This window comes from Shewanella sp. SM73 (assembly GCF_025653795.1).
In the GTDB taxonomy this organism is placed as follows: domain Bacteria; phylum Pseudomonadota; class Gammaproteobacteria; order Enterobacterales; family Shewanellaceae; genus Shewanella; species Shewanella oncorhynchi.
On the sequence record NZ_JAKKRY010000011.1, the window covers coordinates 26263 to 45894 of the forward strand.

The window sequence follows — 19632 nt, forward strand, 5'->3', positions numbered from 1 at the left end:
ACCTCTAAAGTTCAATTTCCAATTTGGCATAGATACTGCAGTCACCCCGTCATAAGCAATTTTTTGACGGAGTGACTATGTCAGCCAACCCACTAGCGCAAATTGAGTCATTCAAGCACACTAGCAAACAATGGAACCAACTGCGTGAGGCCGCTAATATGTCCAATCGAATGGAGCATATTTTACAGGCTATGCCATCCGGCGTGGTGATTATCAATGGCGACGGTATAGTCACGGATGCTAATCCGGTAGCAGTTGAATTACTTGAGCGCTCCTTGTGTGGTGTTCGCTGGATTGATGTGATCCACAGTGCCTTTGCGCCACAGGACGATGATGGCCACGAAGTGTCACTGCGTAATGGCCGCCGCGTTAAATTAGCGATTACGCCATTGACGCCAGAGCCTGGTCAATTAATTGTGCTAACTGATCTGACTGAAACTCGGTTATTACAGAAAAATATCTCCCATTTACAACGTTTATCTGCACTGGGCAAGATGGTAGCAACTTTGGCTCATCAGGTGCGCACGCCTTTATCAGCCGCTTTGTTATACGCTTCAAACCTTGCGAGTCCGAAGTTATCCGATGCCGCTAAAGCTAAATTCCAACAAAAACTTGTTGATAGACTCAATGAACTCGAGCGGCAGGTTAACGACATGCTATTGATGGCGAAAGGCCGTCAGGATGAACTTGGAGATCTAATCTCGTTGGCTGAGGTTATCGACAATGTTTTGGCAAATTGTGAGCCAATAGCGGCAAAGCAAGGCTGTGACTTGTTATTTGATGATGCGTCAAGCAGCTCGATGTTAGCTAATTCCAATGCATTAAGCTCGGCGATTAATAATTTAGTCATGAACAGCATAGAAGCCGGAGCAACTGAAATTCGTATCCAAGCGAAGGAAGAGGGCGAACGGTTATTATTGGACGTCATCGATAATGGTAAAGGCTTAGACGCCACTATGCAGCAGAAGGTATTTGAACCTTTCTTTACGACTAAGTCGCAGGGAACTGGGCTTGGGTTAGCCGTTGTGCAATCTGTGGTGCGCAATCATGGGGGGCAACTGCAACTCAGTTGTTTACCGAATAAAGGCTGTACTGTGTCTTTAGTATTCCCACGGGCTAAATCCGCGGTGATATTACCTTTGGAGATTACCCATGTCTGAAGCAAAGTTATTGCTCGTTGAGGATGATGCTTCATTACGTGAAGCCTTGTTGGATACCTTAATGCTGGCTCAGTATGAGTGTGTTGATGTTGCCTCCGGTGAAGACGCTATTTTAGCCTTGAAACAACATCAGTTTGATTTAGTTATTAGCGATGTGCAGATGCAAGGTATTGGTGGTTTAGGTTTATTGAACTACCTGCAGCAGCATCATCCTAAGTTGCCAGTGCTGTTGATGACGGCCTACGCGACTATTGGTAGCGCGGTGAACGCTATAAAATTAGGCGCTGTTGATTATTTAGCTAAACCTTTTGCACCAGAAGTGTTACTCAATCAAGTCTCACGCTATTTGCCATTAAAACAAAATGTGGATCAGCCCGTCGTCGCTGATGAAAAAAGTTTAGCCTTATTAGCACTTGCTCAACGGGTTGCCGCCTCCGATGCCTCTGTCATGATCTTAGGTCCTAGCGGTTCGGGTAAAGAGGTTTTGGCCCGTTATATTCATCAACACAGTAGCCGTGCTAATCAAGCCTTTGTGGCCATTAACTGTGCCGCTATTCCTGAGAACATGCTCGAAGCCACCCTTTTTGGTTATGAAAAGGGGGCATTTACGGGGGCTTATCAAGCGTGTCCGGGGAAATTTGAGCAGGCTCAAGGTGGCACTTTGCTGCTCGATGAAATCTCTGAGATGGATTTAGGCTTACAAGCTAAGTTGTTGCGGGTTTTGCAAGAGCGTGAAGTTGAGCGTTTAGGTGGCCGTAAAACCATTAAATTGGATGTGCGCGTGCTTGCCACATCCAATCGTGATTTAAAGGCAGTGGTCGCAGCTGGCAGATTTAGGGAAGATCTCTACTATCGAATTAACGTATTTCCTTTAGCTTGGCCTGCGTTAAGTCAACGTCCTGCAGATATTTTACCTCTTGCGCGTCATTTACTGGCTAAACATGCTAAGGCATTGAATGTTGCCGATGTGCCTGAGTTGGATGAGAATGCGCGTCGACGTTTATTGAGTCATCGCTGGCCTGGGAACGTACGTGAACTCGACAATGTGATCCAGCGTGCTTTGATATTAAGAGCTGGTCAATTGATCACTGCCAATGACATTATTATCGATGCGCAGGATGTGATTTTAAGCGGTGAAGATCTAGACCCATTTTCTTCTGAGCCAGACGGTTTAGGTGAAGAGCTCAAAGCTCAAGAACATGTGATTATTTTAGAGACCCTTAATCAATGCCAAGGAAGTCGTAAGTTAGTCGCCGAAAAGCTAGGAATTAGCGCACGAACCCTAAGATACAAGATGGCAAGGATGCGTGATATGGGGATCCAACTGCCAAATTAGTCTATAAATTCAAGTTATCATCTCGCAGCCTCCACATTGAGTGTGAGGCTGTATTTATTAAAATACACAACCGTAAAAGTGGCTCATTTCATCCAAAATCCTTAGATATTGACATCTTCTTATCCCGTCAATTTATTATCAATCACGACCATCTGAAAACTTGGCCGTTATTTTGCATTGTCCCGTTATCGGTATTTTGATCGTCAAGAATTCGACGACTGGGAGCTCAGCATGCAAATAGGCGCAAATTCATTCCTGCAGGAAATGCAGAAACTCCAAGGCGAAATAACGCCGTCGTTTGGCGTTCAGCCAAATATCATGCAGCAAGTGAATAACACCAGTGGTGCAGACTTCGGTCAGTTGCTATCGCAAGCCGTCGGCAATGTCAGCGGCTTACAGTCTGCATCGTCAAACCTCGCGACACGTTTAGAGATGGGTGATACTACCGTTTCTTTATCGGACACTGTGATTGCCCGTGAGAAAGCAAGTGTCGCTTTCGAGGCGACAGTGCAAGTGCGTAATAAGCTTGTCGAAGCCTACAAAGAAATAATGAGCATGCCTGTCTAGGCCAGTGAATAACCCAATTAGCAGGTACGAATCGTGAGTACAGAAATGATTGTCGGATCCAATTCCGGTTTAGCTGACCAAGGTGTCCAGCAAGAACATAAGTCAGGAATGATGGGAAATCTTGGCGGTGTCGATATGATGCGCCAAGTGACTATGATTTTAGCCTTAGCGATTTGTTTAGCCTTGGCGGTCTTTGTCATGCTGTGGGCACAGGAGCCAGAGTATCGTCCATTGGGTAAAATGGAAACTCAGGAAATGGTTCAAGTGCTAGATGTACTTGATAAAAATAAAGTTAAGTACCAAATCGACGTGGACGTTATTAAAGTTCCTGAAGATAAATATCAAGAAGTCAAAATGATGTTGAGCCGTGCAGGTATCGACAGTCCTGCAGCCAACCAAGATTTTTTAAATAGAGACAGTGGTTTTGGTGTCAGCCAACGCATGGAACAGGCTCGTCTTAAGCATAGCCAAGAAGAAAACCTCGCCCGTGCGATTGAGCAACTACAAAGTGTCAGCCGTGCCAAAGTCATTCTTGCGTTACCTAAAGAAAACGTCTTCGCCCGCAATGCCTCTAAACCGAGTGCAACTGTGGTGATCAATACCCGTCGCGGTGGCTTAGGCCAAGGTGAAGTCGATGCTATCGTCGATATTGTTGCTTCTGCAGTACAAGGTTTAGAACCATCAAGGGTGACGGTAACTGACTCTAACGGCCGTTTATTGAACTCTGGCAGTCAAGATGGCGCGTCTGCGACGGCTCGCCGTGAACTTGAATTAGTACAGCAAAAAGAAGCTGAATATCGCACTAAGATTGAATCGATTCTGGTGCCAATTTTAGGTCCTGATAATTTTACCTCTCAAGTCGACGTCAGTATGGATTTTACTGCTGTTGAGCAAACATCTAAGCGTTTTAACCCTGATTTACCGGCACTGCGCAGTGAAATGACCGTTGAAAATAACACCACTGGCGGCTCTTCTGGTGGGATCCCTGGCGCGTTATCCAATCAACCGCCAATGGAGTCTAATATTCCAGAAGATGCAACAAAAGCGGCAGAGTCAGCAACGGCTGCAACAGGTAATTCGCACCGCGAAGCGACCCGTAACTTTGAATTAGATACCACCATTAGCCATACTCGCCAGCAAGTTGGTGCAGTGCGCCGCATTAGTGTGTCAGTCGCGGTGGACTTTAAACCTGGTGCCGCTGGAGAAAATGGTCAAGTAGCCCGTGTTGCCCGTACCGAACAAGAACTGACCAATATCCGTCGTTTGCTTGAAGGCGCGGTTGGTTTTAGCTCACAACGGGGTGATGTGCTGGAAGTGGTAACCGTTCCCTTTATGGATCAATTGGTTGAAGATTTACCCGCACCTGAGCTTTGGGAGCAACCTTGGTTTTGGCGTGCGATTAAGCTTGGTATTGGTGCGCTAGTGATTTTGGTGCTGATTTTAGCTGTGGTACGTCCTATGCTGAAACGCTTAATCTATCCTGACAGTGTGAATATGCCTGAGGATGGCAGATTAGGTAATGAATTAGCAGAAATTGAGGACCAATATGCGGCTGATACGCTAGGGATGCTCAATACTCAAGAGGCGGAATACAGTTATGCTGACGATGGTTCAATTCATATCCCTAATCTTCACAAAGATGATGATATGATTAAAGCTATCCGTGCGCTCGTGGCGAATGAGCCTGAGCTCTCTACTCAAGTCGTGAAAAACTGGTTACAAGACAATGGCTGAGAATAAAACGAAAGAAGTGGCTCCTGCGGCCGCACCTGCCTTTAATATCAAAGATATTAGTGGCGTTGAAAAGACCGCTATTTTACTCCTCAGTTTGAGTGAGGCTGATGCTGCATCCATTTTAAAACACTTAGAGCCGAAGCAAGTGCAAAAAGTGGGTATGGCCATGGCGGCAATGGATGAGTTTGGTCAGGAAAAAGTTATCGGGGTACATAAGCTGTTTCTTGATGATATTCAAAAGTATTCTTCAATTGGTTTCAACAGTGAAGAGTTCGTCCGTAAAGCCTTAACTGCTGCGCTGGGTGAAGATAAAGCGGGTAATCTGATTGAACAGATTATCATGGGCAGTGGCGCTAAAGGTTTGGACTCGTTGAAGTGGATGGATGCGCGCCAAGTGGCGACCATTATTCAAAACGAACATCCACAGATCCAAACCATTGTTTTGTCTTATCTAGAACCCGATCAAGCGGCGGAAATTTTTGGTCAATTCCCTGAGAATACCCGCTTAGACTTGATGATGCGCATTGCAAATCTTGAAGAAGTGCAGCCTGCTGCACTGCAAGAGCTGAATGACATCATGGAGAAACAGTTTGCCGGTCAAGGTGGCGCCCAGGCCGCGAAAATGGGTGGCTTAAAAGCGGCCGCCAACATAATGAACTACTTAGACACGGGTATCGAAAGCCAGTTGATGGAAACCATGCGCGAGTCTGATGAAGAAATGGCGCAGCAAATCCAAGATTTGATGTTTGTATTTGAAAACTTAATCGATGTCGATGACCGCGGTATTCAAGCCCTGTTGCGTGAAGTGCAGCAAGATGTACTGATGAAGGCGCTCAAAGGTACAGATGATCAGCTGAAAGAAAAAATCTTGGGTAACATGTCAAAACGTGCCGCTGAATTATTGCGTGATGATCTTGAAGCCATGGGCCCAATTCGCATCAGTGAAGTGGAAGTCGCCCAAAAAGAAATCCTGTCTATTGCTCGTCGCTTAAGTGACAGCGGCGAAATCATGTTAGGCGGCGGTGGTGGCGATGAGTTCCTCTAATCCGAGCGACAATAAATTGTTGAATAAGGTCTTGAGCGAAGGAGATGTCGAATTTAGTCACTGGGCGCTGCCAGATGTGACTGAAGCCGATGATGACTCTATCTCAAATCTGTTCGGCCATTCAAATCATCAAGCCGCTAAGTCGACTACAGTGGAAAGTGTTTCTCCACCGACTATTGCTGAGATTGAAGACATTCGCGCCCAAGCCGAAGAAGAAGGCTTTAGCGAAGGTAAGCAGCAAGGGTATGAGCAAGGGCTAGAAAAAGGGCGTTTAGAAGGGTTAGAGCAGGGCCATACTGAAGGGTTCTCCCAAGGGCATGAGCAAGGATTAGAAACCGGTTTAGCCCAAGCAAAAATATTGCTCTCGCGTTTTGAAACCTTATTAGCCCAATTTGAAAAACCATTGCAATTGCTCGATGGCGATATTGAACTCTCGCTACTAAACCTGAGTATGACATTAGCGAAATCTGTCATTGGCCACGAATTAAAAACTCATCCAGAACAAGTGCTTTCGGCATTGCGCTTAGGTATAGAATCGCTGCCGATAAAAGAACAAACGGTCACAATCCGCTTGCATCCTGACGATGTTATTTTAGTCGAACAACTTTATTCCAGCGCTCAATTGACCCGCAGTAAGTGGGAACTTGAAGTTGACCCTTCCTTAAGTCCAGGTGACTGTATTCTCAGTAGTCATCGTTCTTTAGTGGATTTGACCCTCGCATCGCGTATCGATGCTGTATTTGAGTCCTTACGGAACCAACATGCTCACTTAAGTGACAAGCAGCGTCAACTGCAAGAGGCGATAGAGGTTGAAGATACCGCAAAACACATTGCTGCTTCTGAGGCTGTGGGATCAGAGCTTGATGATCAGGTTGTCGATACGGTTTCTCAACATGCTGAGGATATACAATTTGCCTCAAACACAGGTGAGCAATTAGAGGCAGAATCAGATGCAAAATCGCCAACATCAACTGCTGAATAGGCTTAATCATCATCAGGGTAAGGTGCCGCCATTTCGCGCTGTGGCCAGTGGTCAACTGGTGCGTGTTGTCGGCTTAACCTTAGAAGCAAGCGGTTGCCGTGCGCCTGTGGGCAGTTTATGTTCGATCGAAACCATGGCGGGCGAGTTAATAGCCGAGGTGGTCGGGTTTGATGGCGAACTATTATATTTAATGCCCATTGAAGAATTGCGTGGTGTATTGCCTGGTGCGCGGGTTGTGCCTTTGGGGGAACAAACTGGACTCAATGTTGGTTTATCCCTGCTAGGACGCGTACTCGATGGTAACGGCGTGCCTTTAGATGGTTTAGGCGCGTTGCAAACGGACCAACAAGCGCCAAGACATAGCGCTGCCATTAATCCTTTATCTCGCCGTGCTATTACTGAACCGCTGGACGTTGGCGTTCGCGCTATCAACGCTATGCTGACCGTGGGCAAAGGCCAACGTATGGGCTTGTTTGCGGGCTCAGGTGTCGGTAAGAGTGTACTCTTAGGTATGATGACTCGCGGTACTACCGCCGACATTATTGTGGTTGGGCTAGTGGGTGAGCGTGGCCGGGAAGTGAAAGAGTTTATTGAGGAAATTCTTGGTGAGAAAGGTCGAGCGCGTTCAGTCGTTGTTGCTGCGCCTGCGGATACATCGCCTCTGATGCGCCTTCGCGCCTGTGAAACCTCTACTCGTATTGCCGAATATTTCCGCGATTTAGGCTATAACGTTTTATTGCTTATGGACAGTTTAACGCGCTACGCCCAAGCGCAGCGGGAAATTGCTTTGGCTGTGGGTGAACCGCCTGCGACTAAAGGTTATCCGCCCTCTGTGTTTGCAAAATTGCCACGTTTAGTTGAGCGCGCCGGAAACGGTGGCCCTGGACAAGGTTCAATTACGGCATTTTATACTGTGTTGACGGAAGGAGACGATCAACAGGATCCCATTGCCGATGCTTCGCGGGCGATCCTCGATGGTCACATTGTCTTGTCACGTTCGCTTGCGGATTCGGGGCACTATCCTGCAATTGATATTGAAGCTTCTATTAGCCGAGTCGCGCCTATGGTGATTTCCAATGAACATTTGGAGGCTATGCGCCGCGTGAAACAAACCTATTCTTTGTATCAGCAAAATCGAGATTTGATTTCTATTGGGGCCTATGCCCAAGGAAGCGATCCTCGCATTGATAATGCGATACGACTGCAGCCAGCAATGAATGCTTTTTTGCGACAAACCATGCGTGATGCATTTAGCTTTGCCGATAGCCAAGTCATGCTTGGGCAACTTGCTGCACAGTGCAAATAATGGCGTCATCGAATTAATCGAGGTCTAGTATGGCTAACGCCGATCCCTTGTTGTTAGTGTTAAAGCTTGCCAATGATGCCGAAGAACAAGCGGCTTTATTGTTAAAATCGGCGCAGTTAGAGTGTCAAAAACGGTTGAATCAACTCAGTGCTCTGAATAACTATCGCTTAGAATACATGAAGCAAATGCAATCCCAGCAAGGTCAAGCCATCAGTGCTAGTCACTATCACCAGTTTCACCGTTTTATTCGTCAGATCGATGACGCAATTATCCAGCAAAATCGCGTCGTAGCCGACGGTGAAAAGCAAAAAGAATATCGACAACAACATTGGTTGGAAAAGCAAAAAAAACGTAAGGCAGTAGAATTACTCTTAGCCAGTAAAGAGAAGAAGCGTCAAGTGGTTGAACAAAAAAGGGAGCAAAAAATGACCGATGAATTTGCTTCCCAGCAATTTTATCGCCGTCATCAACGTTAGTGAAATGATAGGCATCTTTACTGCTCGCTAGCCGGATAGGCTCTTTAGTTTTTTTGTATTGATGGCATAAGCATCAATTCGGCACCTCTCAGTGTTAATTCTTTTCGATATGCTGTCGTAAAATCTGATGTTTTGGCATCTTATTTGCTTTGATTTAGTCCATGACCCTGCAACCGCAGTGTTTAATTGACGTTTCTACCTAGCCATTTCTTTTTTTGCTGGGTGATGTTTGGGAGCACTTATGCAACAAATGACCAATATCCTGTTAAGTAAAACAGGCAACTCTGCGGCCAATTCCGCTAAGACATCTTCCCAAGAGTCTAATAATGAAGACTTTTCATCTACACTTGCGTCAGTCACCGCTAGCTCATTTTCTATTTCTGCGTCTAAAAAAACCATTGCTAACACTGATGATGTGCAGGTTACCTCTGCTGATAAAGTAAAAGATGACGATATATCAACTGATGACGCCGACGTGAATCTCATTTTTGCCCAAATTAGCATGGCAAATGATATGAAGAAAACGGCATCAGATGGAGATAGTTTGCCGCTAGCATTTTTAAATGCTGAAGAAGATATAACTGGTGAAGAAAATATTGATACTTCATCAGCTTTATTAACCGGCTCAGCATTGGCATCTACTGTTTCTGCTGAGATTGAACTGGCATCAGATATAGATGCCGATGAAGCGGGTTTTTCTGCTGAATTACAAAAGTTAGTTTCTACTAGCCCAGATATGGCAGCAATTTCAATCGCAGATGACGTGAAACCATCTTCTTTGACTGATAAGTCACTCGTACATATTCTTCCCATAGACCCAAATATACTTGAAGCGTCAGCGGATAGTGATGCTGTGATTGATCCAAATTTGACCGATGACGCTTCAGAATTACCTTTAGAAGACACTGAGCTTGTCTCTGCCACTGAAGTCGGGGTGAGCATAGATGAGTCTTTAGTTGAGAATGATGTCACACTTAATGCTGTGATTAATCAAGCGGGCTTAGCGAACAGTGCAACGATAAAGTCGGCAACCAACACTGCGGCAAAAGCAACGACTAGCAGCTCGACAGTGAATAGTCCCAATACGGGTAATATCGCTACCTCGGGAAATACTTTCGACCTGAATACCTTAGGCTCTTCAATTTCATCTGAACCATTAGATACAACATCTGTAACAGAAAGTGATCTTGATGGGAGTCCCAATTCCGATTTGGCTGCTAACCTATTACTGAAAGATGCTAAATTGACGGTTGCAATGGATATTCCCAGAGACGAAAGTTTTATGGATGATAGTAATACTTTCTCAGAACTTAAGTCGACATCATCCATACAGACACTCTCGATGTCACAATTAAATCGCCAAGAAACCATGCAAGTTCAGCTGTCATTGCGTCAAGGAGTAGAACAGCAAAACCAAATGCAGGAGATGATCCAACGATTTTCACCTGTGATGAAGCAGCAATTGATTACTATGGTGAGTCAAGGCATCCAACATGCAGAAATCCGGCTCGATCCCCCTGAGCTTGGGCATATGTTGGTAAAGATCCAAGTGCATGGCGACCAAACCCAAGTACAGTTCCATGTTACTCAGCCGCAAACGCGTGATCTGGTTGAACAAGCTATGCCAAGATTACGTGAGTTATTGCAAGAGCAAGGGATGCAGTTGGCTGACAGCCATGTTTCTCAAGGCGATCAAGGTGAGCGTCGGGAAGGTAGTTTCGGTGATGGCAGCAGTTCAAATGCGGCTGATATGGATGAAATCTCGGCAGAAGAGTTACATTTAGGTTTAAATCAAGCGATTAGTGTAACTTCAGGTATAGATTATTACGCTTAAGCAGGTAACCTATAGCAATGACTGACATAATTACGTTTCAAATAAAACTGTAATGAGTTTCCGCCTAAATTAAAGAGAATAGTGATGGCTAAGGAAGAATCGTTAGAACTTGAAAGTACTGAAGAGCCTAAGAGTAAGAAGAAACTATTTATTTTTGCTGGTGTAGGCGTTTTAGTCGCGCTGTTAATCGGTGGCGGTGTCTGGTTCTTTATGGGAAGCAGTACCGAAGAGGTTCCCGCCGTAGCAGCAGATAGTGCTGTTCAGGCTGAAGTCCCAACATCAGGAGAAGTGGCTACCGCATCATACGTACCTATGCCGCGTCCTTTCTTATTCAACTTACCTGGGCCTGATAGGGCTCGTTTAGTTGAGATTAAAGTGCAGCTTATGGTGCGTGGTACCGATGATGATGTGCTAACACAAAAACATATTCCGCTGATTGAAGATGCGCTTTTAACGACCTTTAGTGGTGCAGATGTGCAAAAGCTCAGCACGCAAGCGGGGAAAGATGAGTTACGGCAGTTAGCACTTCTGAGTGTGCAAAATACTCTACAGTCAGTAACTGGGCGTAAAGTTGTCGAGAAAGTACTATTTACCGGTTTTGTAATGCAATAACCCTTTAACTTCAGCACCAAAAGAGGCGAAGGCAATATAGTGAGTGATTTATTAAGCCAAGACGAAATTGATGCGCTATTGCACGGGGTTGATGACGTCGATGATGACGAAATTGACGCTGTTGGAGAAGATGCCCGTTCCTACGATTTCTCTTCCCAAGATCGAATAGTTCGTGGGCGTATGCCGACGCTGGAAATCGTGAATGAGCGTTTTGCGCGCCATTTGCGCATCAGCATGTTTAATATGATGCGCCGAGCGGCCGAAGTGTCGATCAACGGTGTACAGATGCTCAAGTTTGGTGAGTACGTACATACGCTTTTTGTTCCAACTAGCTTGAATATGGTGCGTTTTAGCCCACTCAAAGGCACAGCATTGATCACCATGGAAGCGCGACTGGTATTTATCCTAGTGGATAACTTCTTTGGTGGCGATGGGCGTTTCCATGCCAAGATTGAAGGGCGAGAATTTACGCCGACAGAAAGACGAATCGTACAGTTACTGCTTAAGATTATATTTGAAGATTATAAAGATGCTTGGGCGCCCGTAATGGATGTTGAGTTTGATTATTTGGACTCTGAAGTCAATCCTGCCATGGCGAACATTGTTAGTCCTACCGAAGTTGTGGTGATTAATTCATTCCATATTGAAGTCGATGGAGGTGGTGGTGATTTTCATATCACTATGCCTTACTCCATGATTGAACCTATCCGAGAGTTACTCGATGCGGGTGTGCAAAGTGACAAGCAAGATACTGATATGCGTTGGTCACAGGCATTGCACGATGAAATCATGGATGTGAAGGTCGGGTTCGATGCCAATATTGTTGAACATGAATTAACGCTCAAAGAGGTCATGAATTTTAAAGCGGGCGATATTATTCCGATTGAGTTACCCGAGTTTATCATGATGAAAATCGAGGATTTACCGACATATCGTTGTAAAATGGGCCGTTCTAGAGATAACCTAGCGCTTAAAATATGTGAGAAAATCCCTCGGCCAGAGACAGTTAAATCTGAGCTGCAATTGGTGACGCGTAAGGGTAAATCTCGTGATATATCAGAATTATAAGGTGAAGTAAGATGAGCACAGACGATACGGATGATTGGGCTGCAGCAATGGCAGAACAAGCGTTAGAAGAAGCCAACGCAATTGAACTCGATGAGCTGGTTGATGATTCAAGACCTATTTCTAAGGCTGAAGCGGCTAAGTTAGATACAATTTTAGATATTCCTGTCACCATTTCGATGGAAGTGGGCCGTAGCTATATTAGTATCCGAAACTTATTACAACTTAACCAAGGTTCTGTGGTTGAGTTAGATAGAGTCGCAGGTGAACCGTTAGATGTGATGGTCAATGGCACGCTTATCGCTCACGGTGAAGTGGTGGTGGTAAACGATAAATTCGGTATTCGCTTAACTGATGTGATCAGTCAAACTGAGCGAATTAAAAAGCTTAAATAATTCGAGATGTAAAAGTCGTTGGAACTTTAAATGAGCACATCGGTAATACAGAGTTTAGTGGTAGCGGTTCAAGCGAGCACCGATAGCCTCGGTGGGGAAGGCGCAGCGAATATTGCTTCAATAGCGCCTGCTGCTACAAAAATGGCAGAACCTTCTCAAGTTGCGACCTTAGCAAGTATGTTAGGCGGCTTGATTCTGGTTTTATTATTAATTTTCGCGTTAGCTTATTTACTGAGAAGGTTTAATTTAGTCCCCACGACCAATGGCGTGCTAAAGACTATTGCTGTGACTTCCCTCGGTCAAAAAGAGCGTTTAGTCTTAGTTCAGGTGGGCGAACAGCAATATTTGCTTGGGGTTAGCTCGCAGCAGGTGAGTTTGATTGATAAGTTAGCTGAACCTATCCATCTAGAAGCTGATTCGTTTGCGAGTCGATTACGCCAGGCGAAATTAAAACAATGACAACACGTATCCTCGCGTTAGTTGGGTTAGTTATGCTGCTATTGATGCCGTCAGCATGGGCCGCAGATGGCGTCTTACCTGCTGTAACAGTAACAACGGCGCCAGATGGCTCAACGGAATATTCGGTCACAATGCAGATTTTACTGCTGATGACATCGCTGAGTTTTTTACCTGCGATGCTCATCATGTTGACCTCTTTCACGCGGATTATCATTGTCCTGTCGATATTACGCCAAGCCATTGGATTACAACAGACTCCATCTAATCAAGTCTTAATTGGCATGAGTTTGTTCATGACTTTTTTTATCATGGCACCGGTATTCGACCGGATTTATGATGAAGGGGTGAAGCCTTATATCGATGAGCAATTAACCTTGCAGCAAGCGTTTGATAAAGGGAAAGAGCCGCTGAGAGGCTTTATGTTGGGCCAAGTAAGAACGACGGATTTAAAGACCTTTATTGAGATTTCTGGCTATAAGGATATTAAGTCTCCCGAAGAAGCACCCATGAGTGTGTTAGTGCCCGCTTTCATTACCAGTGAGTTAAAAACCGCATTTCAGATTGGCTTTATGCTATTTGTGCCTTTTTTAGTACTCGATTTAGTGGTGGCGAGTATCTTGATGGCTATGGGGATGATGATGTTATCTCCCATGATAGTGTCGCTGCCGTTTAAGATCATGTTGTTTGTGCTCGTAGATGGTTGGAGCTTAGTCCTCGGGACATTAGCGAATAGTTTCGGATAGCCAAGGGAGAGTAAACACATGAGTCCTGAGGCGCTAATTGATATTTTTCGTGAAGCTCTCGCTGTTATCGTTATGATGGTGTCTGCTATTGTGTTGCCTGGGCTGGGAATTGGGTTAATCGTTGCTGTGTTTCAAGCGGCGACTTCTATTAACGAGCAGACCTTAAGTTTCCTTCCGCGTTTGTTAGTGACACTTTTTGGCCTAATGTTTATGGGACATTGGTTAGTTGAAACCCTGATGGACTTTTTCATCGAGATGGTGAATCGCATTCCTCAAGTGATAGGCTAACGCGATGGAGCTGCTGCTCGATACCTTAATGCAAACCATTGCCGCTTATATTTGGCCATTGTTTCGCGTCGCGAGCATGTTGATGGTCATGGTAGTATTTGGGGCGGCAACGACACCAACACGAGTTCGCTTATTATTGGCGATGGCAATTACCTTTGCGATAGCACCCGTTCTTCCTCCAACTCAAAATGTGGATTTATTTTCGTTAAGCGCAGTATTCATCACGGCGCAGCAAATTATTATCGGTGTTGCCATGGGGTTTGTGACTCAAATGGTGATGCAAGTCTTTGTGCTCACTGGACAGATCATTGGTATGCAGACCAGTTTAGGCTTTGCCTCTATGGTTGACCCTGGTTCTGGCCAACAAACACCCGTTATTGGTAACTTTTTTCTTTTATTGGCGACATTGATTTTCTTAGCTGTGGACGGCCATCTTTTGATGATCCGTATGCTAGTGGCAAGCTTTGAAACTTTGCCGATTTCTAATCAAGGCTTAACACTGACAAGTTATCGATCGCTGGCTGATTGGGGGTCGTATATGTTTGGTGCGGCACTCACTATGTCGATATCTGCGATTATCGCCTTGTTATTAGTCAACTTGTCCTTCGGGGTCATGACCCGCGCCGCGCCACAATTGAATATTTTCTCTATTGGTTTTCCGATCACTATGATTGGTGGACTGTTTATTCTGTGGTTAACCCTAACACCGGTAATGGCACACTTCGATGAAGTATGGTCGACGGCTCAAGTGCTGCTTTGCGATATGTTAGCGCTCCAATGTAACGCTGATGGCTTGATATGATGGGATTAGGAGAAGCCCATGGCTGAAGAGTCAAGTGATGAACGTACAGAGGAACCCACGGGGAGGCGTCTAGAACAGGCGCGAACAAAAGGACAGATTGCACGTTCGAAAGAACTTGGAACTGCAGCGGTATTAATTTCGGCAGCATGTGGGTTTTATATGCTAGGCCCAAGTTTGGCCATTAGCCTAACTCGGGTGTTTGAAATTGTATTTACCATGGATAGGGCGCAAATTTTTGATACGAATGAAATGTTCAAAGTGTGGGGCGTTGTTGCGAGTGAAATAGCCTGGCCCATGGCTAAAATTATGCTACTGATTGTGGTTGTTGCGTTTATCGGTAACGTCTCTCTTGGAGGGATCAATTTTTCGACCCAAGCTATGATGCCAAAAGCCAGTAAAATGAGTCCCCTTGCTGGTTTTAAACGTATGTTTGGCGTACAGGCTCTGGTTGAACTCACCAAAGGTATTGCAAAATTTTCGGTAGTAGCGTTTTCTGCTTATTTTTTATTAAGCTTCTATTTCAATGACATTATGTTGCTGTCTAGCGACCATCTTCCAGGTAATGTTTACCATGCATTAGATTTGTTGGTTTGGATGTTTATCCTGTTATGTTCCTCGATTTTATTTATTGTCGTCATCGATGTGCCGTTCCAAATTTGGAATCACAACAAGCAACTTAAGATGACCAAACAAGAAGTAAAAGATGAATATAAAGACACTGAGGGTAAACCTGAGGTGAAAGGGCATATACGGCAGATGCAACGTGAACTAGCACAAAGGCGTATGATGGCTGAAGTGCCAAATGCCGATGTGATTGTCGTTAACCCTGAGCATTTTGCCGTTGCGATTAAATACGATGTGCAGCGCTCTGCGGCTCCCTTTGTGATAGCGAAAGGTGTTGATGATGTGGCCTTTAAAATACGTGAGATTGCCCGCGCGCACAATATTGCGATTGTCTCGGCCCCACCACTTGCAAGGGCGATTTACCATACGACTAAGTTAGATCAGCAGATCCCTGAAGGTTTGTTTACTGCTGTCGCACAGATTTTGGCTTATGTATTTCAGCTGCGCCAATATCAAAAAGGACGCGGCCGTAAACCTATTCCTGTCCCACTCAATCAACCTATACCAGATGAATTGAAATATTGAACCACTAGTCTCAGATGGTAGTCATTGGTAAAGCTGATGATGTCGAGTTCATTTGTTTTTTATGGCTAATTTTATGTATATCAATCAGTCACAGTACATATCTTTCCTTCATTAATGGCTTTAATCTTGTTGGCGCGTTTTTTGCTTCATGCTATTACACGTCAAAGTTTAGGTTATAGCGAATGGATGTTAAAGCGACTCTTGGTCAAGTAAAACAAATTAGGCTCAGCACTTTTAAAGGCATTGGCACGCCGGTGGTTGTGCTTGCTGCATTGGCCATGATTGTTTTACCTATCCCTCCATTTCTATTAGACATACTCTTTTCATTCAACATTGCGTTAGCTCTCATCGTATTGCTGGTGGCTATTTATACCGATAGACCCTTAGATTTTGCTGCCTTCCCAACTGTGTTACTGGTGGCGACGTTATTACGCCTTGCGCTCAACGTTGCCTCTACTCGTGTGGTTTTACTTGAGGGTCATAATGGCGGTGATGCCGCGGGTAAGGTGATTGAAGCCTTCGGTTCTGTGGTGATCGGTGGTAACTATGCCGTTGGTCTAGTGGTATTTATCATTTTGATTATCATCAACTTTGCGGTGGTGACTAAAGGTGCAGGTCGTATCGCAGAAGTCAGTGCCCGCTTTACCTTGGATGCTATGCCTGGTAAGCAAATGGCAATCGATGCTGACTTAAATGCTGGAACCTTAAATCAAGACCAAGCGAGAATACGCCGTGCCGAAGTGACCCGTGAAGCCGATTTCTATGGTGCGATGGACGGTGCGTCCAAATTCGTTAAAGGGGATGCGATTGCCGGTATCATGATCTTAGTGATCAACATCGTAGGTGGTTTTATCATAGGGATTGTGCAGCATGGCTTAAGTTTCTCTGAAGCGGTTGAAATTTATACCTTACTGACTATCGGTGATGGTTTAGTGGCGCAGATCCCCGGTCTATTATTGTCAATCGCCGCAGCCTTGATGGTGACTCGTCAAAACGAGTCGGGTGATATGGGCCAAATGATGATGAGTCAGATGTTTGACAGTCATAAGTCATTGGGTATCGCCGCCGGAGTCCTGTTTGTCATGGGTATTGTTCCTGGTATGCCGCACATGGCGTTTTTAAGCTTTGCCTTTATGACAGCTGGTGCAGCTTATTTTGTTTATAAACGAAATGAAAACAAACGTCTTAAAGCGCTAGAACAAGTGAAATCGGGTCCAATAGAAAGACAAGATAAAGAGCCTAAAGAGCTAGGTTGGGACGATGTACATCATGTGGATACTATTGGTCTTGAGGTTGGATATCGTTTGATCCCTCTGGTAGACAAGGGCCAAGGTGGCGAGTTACTAAGCCGCATTAAAGGTGTGCGTAAAAAGTTGTCTCAGGAATTAGGCTTCTTAGTGCCCGCGGTGCATATTCGCGATAACTTAGATTTATCACCTAATGCGTATCGCATTTCATTAATGGGCGTCGTCGTCGGAGAGGCAGATATTCGTCATGATTGCGAATTGGCGATCAACCCTGGTCAAGTTTATGGCAAACTCGATGGTATCGAAACGCGCGATCCCGCCTTTGGCCTGGAAGCTGTATGGATCGCCCCTGAGTTACGTGAGCACGCACAAACACTAGGTTATACCGTCGTCGATGCCGCCACTGTTGTTGCAACTCATATTAGTCAATTACTCACAAATAACGCTGCTAAGTTGTTAGGTTACGAAGAAGTGCAACAACTGATGGATATGCTTGCGAAACACTCACCTAAGCTGGTTGATGGCTTTATTCCAGATATCATGCCACTAGGACATGTCGTAAAAGTGATGCAGAACCTATTAAATGAAGGGGTTTCAGTTAGAGACTTGCGTACTATAGTGCAAACTTTGTTAGAATATGGCACTAAGAGCAATGACACTGAAGTCTTGACTGCCGCTGTACGTATCGCTTTGAAACGTATGATAGTTCAGGAAATCTCAGGCCCAGAGCTCGAAATCCCCGTCATTACTTTGGCGCCAGAGTTGGAACAGATGTTGCATCAGTCAATGCAAGCAACCGGTGGTGATGGTCCTAATATTGAACCCGGTCTTGCAGAACGCATGCAGCAGTCCCTTGCCGATGCGGCTCAGAAGCAAGAAATGGTCGGACAACCCGCCATATTGTTGACGTCAGGTATGTTACGCGCGACGCTGTCACGTTTTGTTAAACATACTATTCCTAATCTCAGAGTCATTTCATATCAAGAAATACCTGATGAGAAGCAAATACGTATCGTATCTGCAGTCGGCCAGTAGAGGACGCATAAGTGAAGATTAAACGATTTTTTGCCAAAGACATGCGCGCCGCACTGGCCCAAGTGAAAGAAACACTCGGCTCAGATGCCGTCATTATGTCAAATAAAAAAGTGAACGGTGGCATCGAAATTGTCGCTGCCGTTGACTATGATGAACCTAAAGCGAAAACTGCAGCCACTGCGCCAGCACCGACCTTTATGGACGTGAGCGACGACCTCGTGTCCCTAGGTGCTAAGCAGCCAGTTCGTGTAGAAACTCGCGCTAAGCCAGCCGCACCAGCAGACTCATTACAAGCCTTACTTGAGAAGCAGCAAAGCCGTTTGAATCAACAGATGTCCCATCAGCAGGCGGATGCCGAATTACCTGCATGGGCCAAAGGGTTACAAGCGCCAGCCGCAGCGAAGCCCGAACGTCGTGATCCTCCGGCGACGTTTGACAAGAAACCGCAAACCTCTCAGAAGCAAACTGCCGATATTGAGGCCATGCGTGATGAATTAGCCTCTTTGCGTAATTTACTGACACATCAAGTATCCTCCTTGATGACGGAACATAAAAAACGCATCGATCCCGTCGGTGCTATGCTCGAAGCCAAATTGCTTGAGGCTGAATTCTCCCCTGCGGTTGCGAATAAATTAGCCGCGCTGAGCCAGCATTATACGCCGGCTGAATTAGTCAGAGCATTACCACAAAGTCTTGCGAATATGCTTGATAATCAGGGCGATGACATTGTTAAGCAGGGCGGAGTGGTTGCATTAGTTGGTCCTACTGGGGTTGGTAAAACAACGTCATTAGCTAAACTTGCTGCCCGTTTTGCGGCACATCATGGTGCTGAACATGTTGCTTTAATTACCACAGATCATTATCGCATCGGAGCCTATGAGCAATTAGCAACTTATGGCAAAATAATGGGCTGCCCAGTAAAGCAAGCTCATGATCTAAATGAATTAGAGCAAATTCTCTATCAGTTTAGGAATCGCAAGCTAGTATTGATAGATACGGCTGGCATGGGACAGCGAGATATGCGCCTTTACCAGCAACTTGATAATTTAACTGCAAATAGCAGGATACCTATCCGCAGTTATCTGGTACTGTCTGCGACAGGGCAGCGCCGTGTGCTGCAAGATGCAGTCAATCATTTTAAACGCATTCCCCTATCTGGTGTCGTTCTCACAAAACTCGATGAATCTGTGTCGTTAGCAGGGGCATTAAGTGTGTTGATCCAAAACGGATTACCATTAAGTTATATTACTGATGGACAAAGAGTTCCTGAAGATATGAAAGTTGCGGATACCCTAGATTTAGCCCAGCAGGCACTCGCAGCGTTAGATAGTACAGAACAACAATCATTACAAGACACAGCGTGGTCAGATAATATGGCCTGTGCATTTGAGTAGATT

Annotated in this window: 19 protein-coding genes; all 19 read left to right on the forward strand. The window is 45.2% G+C overall.

Annotated elements, in window-relative coordinates:
• Positions 1-77: 77 nt before the first annotated feature.
• The 19 genes from L5M51_RS15130 to flhF all read left to right on the forward strand — a co-directional run bounded on the left by L5M51_RS15130 (position 78) and on the right by flhF (position 19629).
• Positions 78-1160, forward strand: coding sequence for a sensor histidine kinase (locus L5M51_RS15130; protein WP_105251937.1), 1083 nt, complete (start codon positions 78-80; stop codon positions 1158-1160).
• On the forward strand, positions 1153-2496 hold the full coding sequence (locus tag L5M51_RS15135) for a sigma-54-dependent transcriptional regulator (protein WP_263173570.1): 1344 nt from the start codon (positions 1153-1155) through the stop codon (positions 2494-2496). The genes L5M51_RS15130 and L5M51_RS15135 overlap by 8 nt, the downstream gene beginning before the upstream one ends.
• Positions 2497-2727: 231 nt before the next feature.
• Complete coding sequence (gene fliE, locus L5M51_RS15140) at positions 2728-3063, forward strand: flagellar hook-basal body complex protein FliE (protein ID WP_028761191.1); 336 nt, start codon at positions 2728-2730, stop codon at positions 3061-3063.
• A gap of 45 nt (positions 3064-3108) precedes the next feature.
• Positions 3109-4797: a flagellar basal-body MS-ring/collar protein FliF gene (gene fliF, locus L5M51_RS15145; protein WP_263173685.1), complete on the forward strand. Its 1689-nt coding sequence runs from the start codon at positions 3109-3111 to the stop codon at positions 4795-4797.
• The gene (fliG, locus tag L5M51_RS15150) at positions 4790-5842 is read left to right on the forward strand and encodes a flagellar motor switch protein FliG (protein WP_028761189.1); all 1053 of its coding nucleotides are present in this window, start codon (positions 4790-4792) and stop codon (positions 5840-5842) included. Before fliF ends, fliG begins: the two co-directional genes overlap by 8 nt.
• A complete protein-coding gene (gene fliH, locus L5M51_RS15155; protein ID WP_113939467.1) occupies positions 5829-6824 on the forward strand; it encodes a flagellar assembly protein FliH in 996 nt (331 codons plus the stop codon). The genes fliG and fliH overlap by 14 nt, the downstream gene beginning before the upstream one ends.
• Positions 6793-8130, forward strand: coding sequence for a flagellar protein export ATPase FliI (gene fliI / locus L5M51_RS15160; protein ID WP_028761187.1), 1338 nt, complete (start codon positions 6793-6795; stop codon positions 8128-8130). The genes fliH and fliI overlap by 32 nt, the downstream gene beginning before the upstream one ends.
• 29 nt (positions 8131-8159) lie before the next feature.
• Positions 8160-8606 carry a flagellar export protein FliJ gene (fliJ, locus tag L5M51_RS15165; RefSeq protein WP_028761186.1) on the forward strand — a complete coding sequence of 149 codons (447 nt, stop codon included), beginning with the start codon at positions 8160-8162 and terminating at the stop codon, positions 8604-8606.
• A gap of 241 nt (positions 8607-8847) precedes the next feature.
• The gene (locus L5M51_RS15170; RefSeq protein WP_263173576.1) at positions 8848-10440 is read left to right on the forward strand and encodes a flagellar hook-length control protein FliK; all 1593 of its coding nucleotides are present in this window, start codon (positions 8848-8850) and stop codon (positions 10438-10440) included.
• An 84-nt stretch (positions 10441-10524) separates the two neighbouring features.
• Positions 10525-11052, forward strand: a complete 528-nt coding sequence (fliL, locus tag L5M51_RS15175; protein WP_263173580.1) for a flagellar basal body-associated protein FliL — start codon at positions 10525-10527, stop codon at positions 11050-11052.
• A gap of 39 nt (positions 11053-11091) precedes the next feature.
• On the forward strand, positions 11092-12120 hold the full coding sequence (fliM, locus tag L5M51_RS15180; protein ID WP_105251943.1) for a flagellar motor switch protein FliM: 1029 nt from the start codon (positions 11092-11094) through the stop codon (positions 12118-12120).
• Between the two features lie 11 nt (positions 12121-12131).
• Positions 12132-12512, forward strand: a complete 381-nt coding sequence (gene fliN, locus L5M51_RS15185; protein ID WP_028761182.1) for a flagellar motor switch protein FliN — start codon at positions 12132-12134, stop codon at positions 12510-12512.
• 30 nt (positions 12513-12542) lie between these two features.
• Positions 12543-12971: a flagellar biosynthetic protein FliO gene (fliO, locus tag L5M51_RS15190; protein ID WP_028761181.1), complete on the forward strand. Its 429-nt coding sequence runs from the start codon at positions 12543-12545 to the stop codon at positions 12969-12971.
• Positions 12968-13714, forward strand: a complete 747-nt coding sequence (gene fliP, locus L5M51_RS15195) for a flagellar type III secretion system pore protein FliP (RefSeq protein WP_028761180.1) — start codon at positions 12968-12970, stop codon at positions 13712-13714. The genes fliO and fliP overlap by 4 nt, the downstream gene beginning before the upstream one ends.
• Positions 13715-13732: 18 nt before the next feature.
• Positions 13733-14002: a flagellar biosynthesis protein FliQ gene (fliQ, locus tag L5M51_RS15200; RefSeq protein ID WP_012587225.1), complete on the forward strand. Its 270-nt coding sequence runs from the start codon at positions 13733-13735 to the stop codon at positions 14000-14002.
• Between the two features lie 4 nt (positions 14003-14006).
• Complete coding sequence (fliR, locus tag L5M51_RS15205) at positions 14007-14804, forward strand: flagellar biosynthetic protein FliR (protein ID WP_028761179.1); 798 nt, start codon at positions 14007-14009, stop codon at positions 14802-14804.
• Between the two features lie 18 nt (positions 14805-14822).
• Positions 14823-15953 (forward strand): flagellar biosynthesis protein FlhB, encoded by a 1131-nt coding sequence (gene flhB / locus L5M51_RS15210; RefSeq protein WP_028761178.1) that lies wholly within the window; start codon positions 14823-14825, stop codon positions 15951-15953.
• A gap of 182 nt (positions 15954-16135) precedes the next feature.
• Positions 16136-18235 (forward strand): flagellar biosynthesis protein FlhA, encoded by a 2100-nt coding sequence (gene flhA / locus L5M51_RS15215; protein ID WP_028761177.1) that lies wholly within the window; start codon positions 16136-16138, stop codon positions 18233-18235.
• A gap of 11 nt (positions 18236-18246) precedes the next feature.
• On the forward strand, positions 18247-19629 hold the full coding sequence (gene flhF, locus L5M51_RS15220; protein WP_263173583.1) for a flagellar biosynthesis protein FlhF: 1383 nt from the start codon (positions 18247-18249) through the stop codon (positions 19627-19629).
• Positions 19630-19632: the final 3 nt, after the last annotated feature.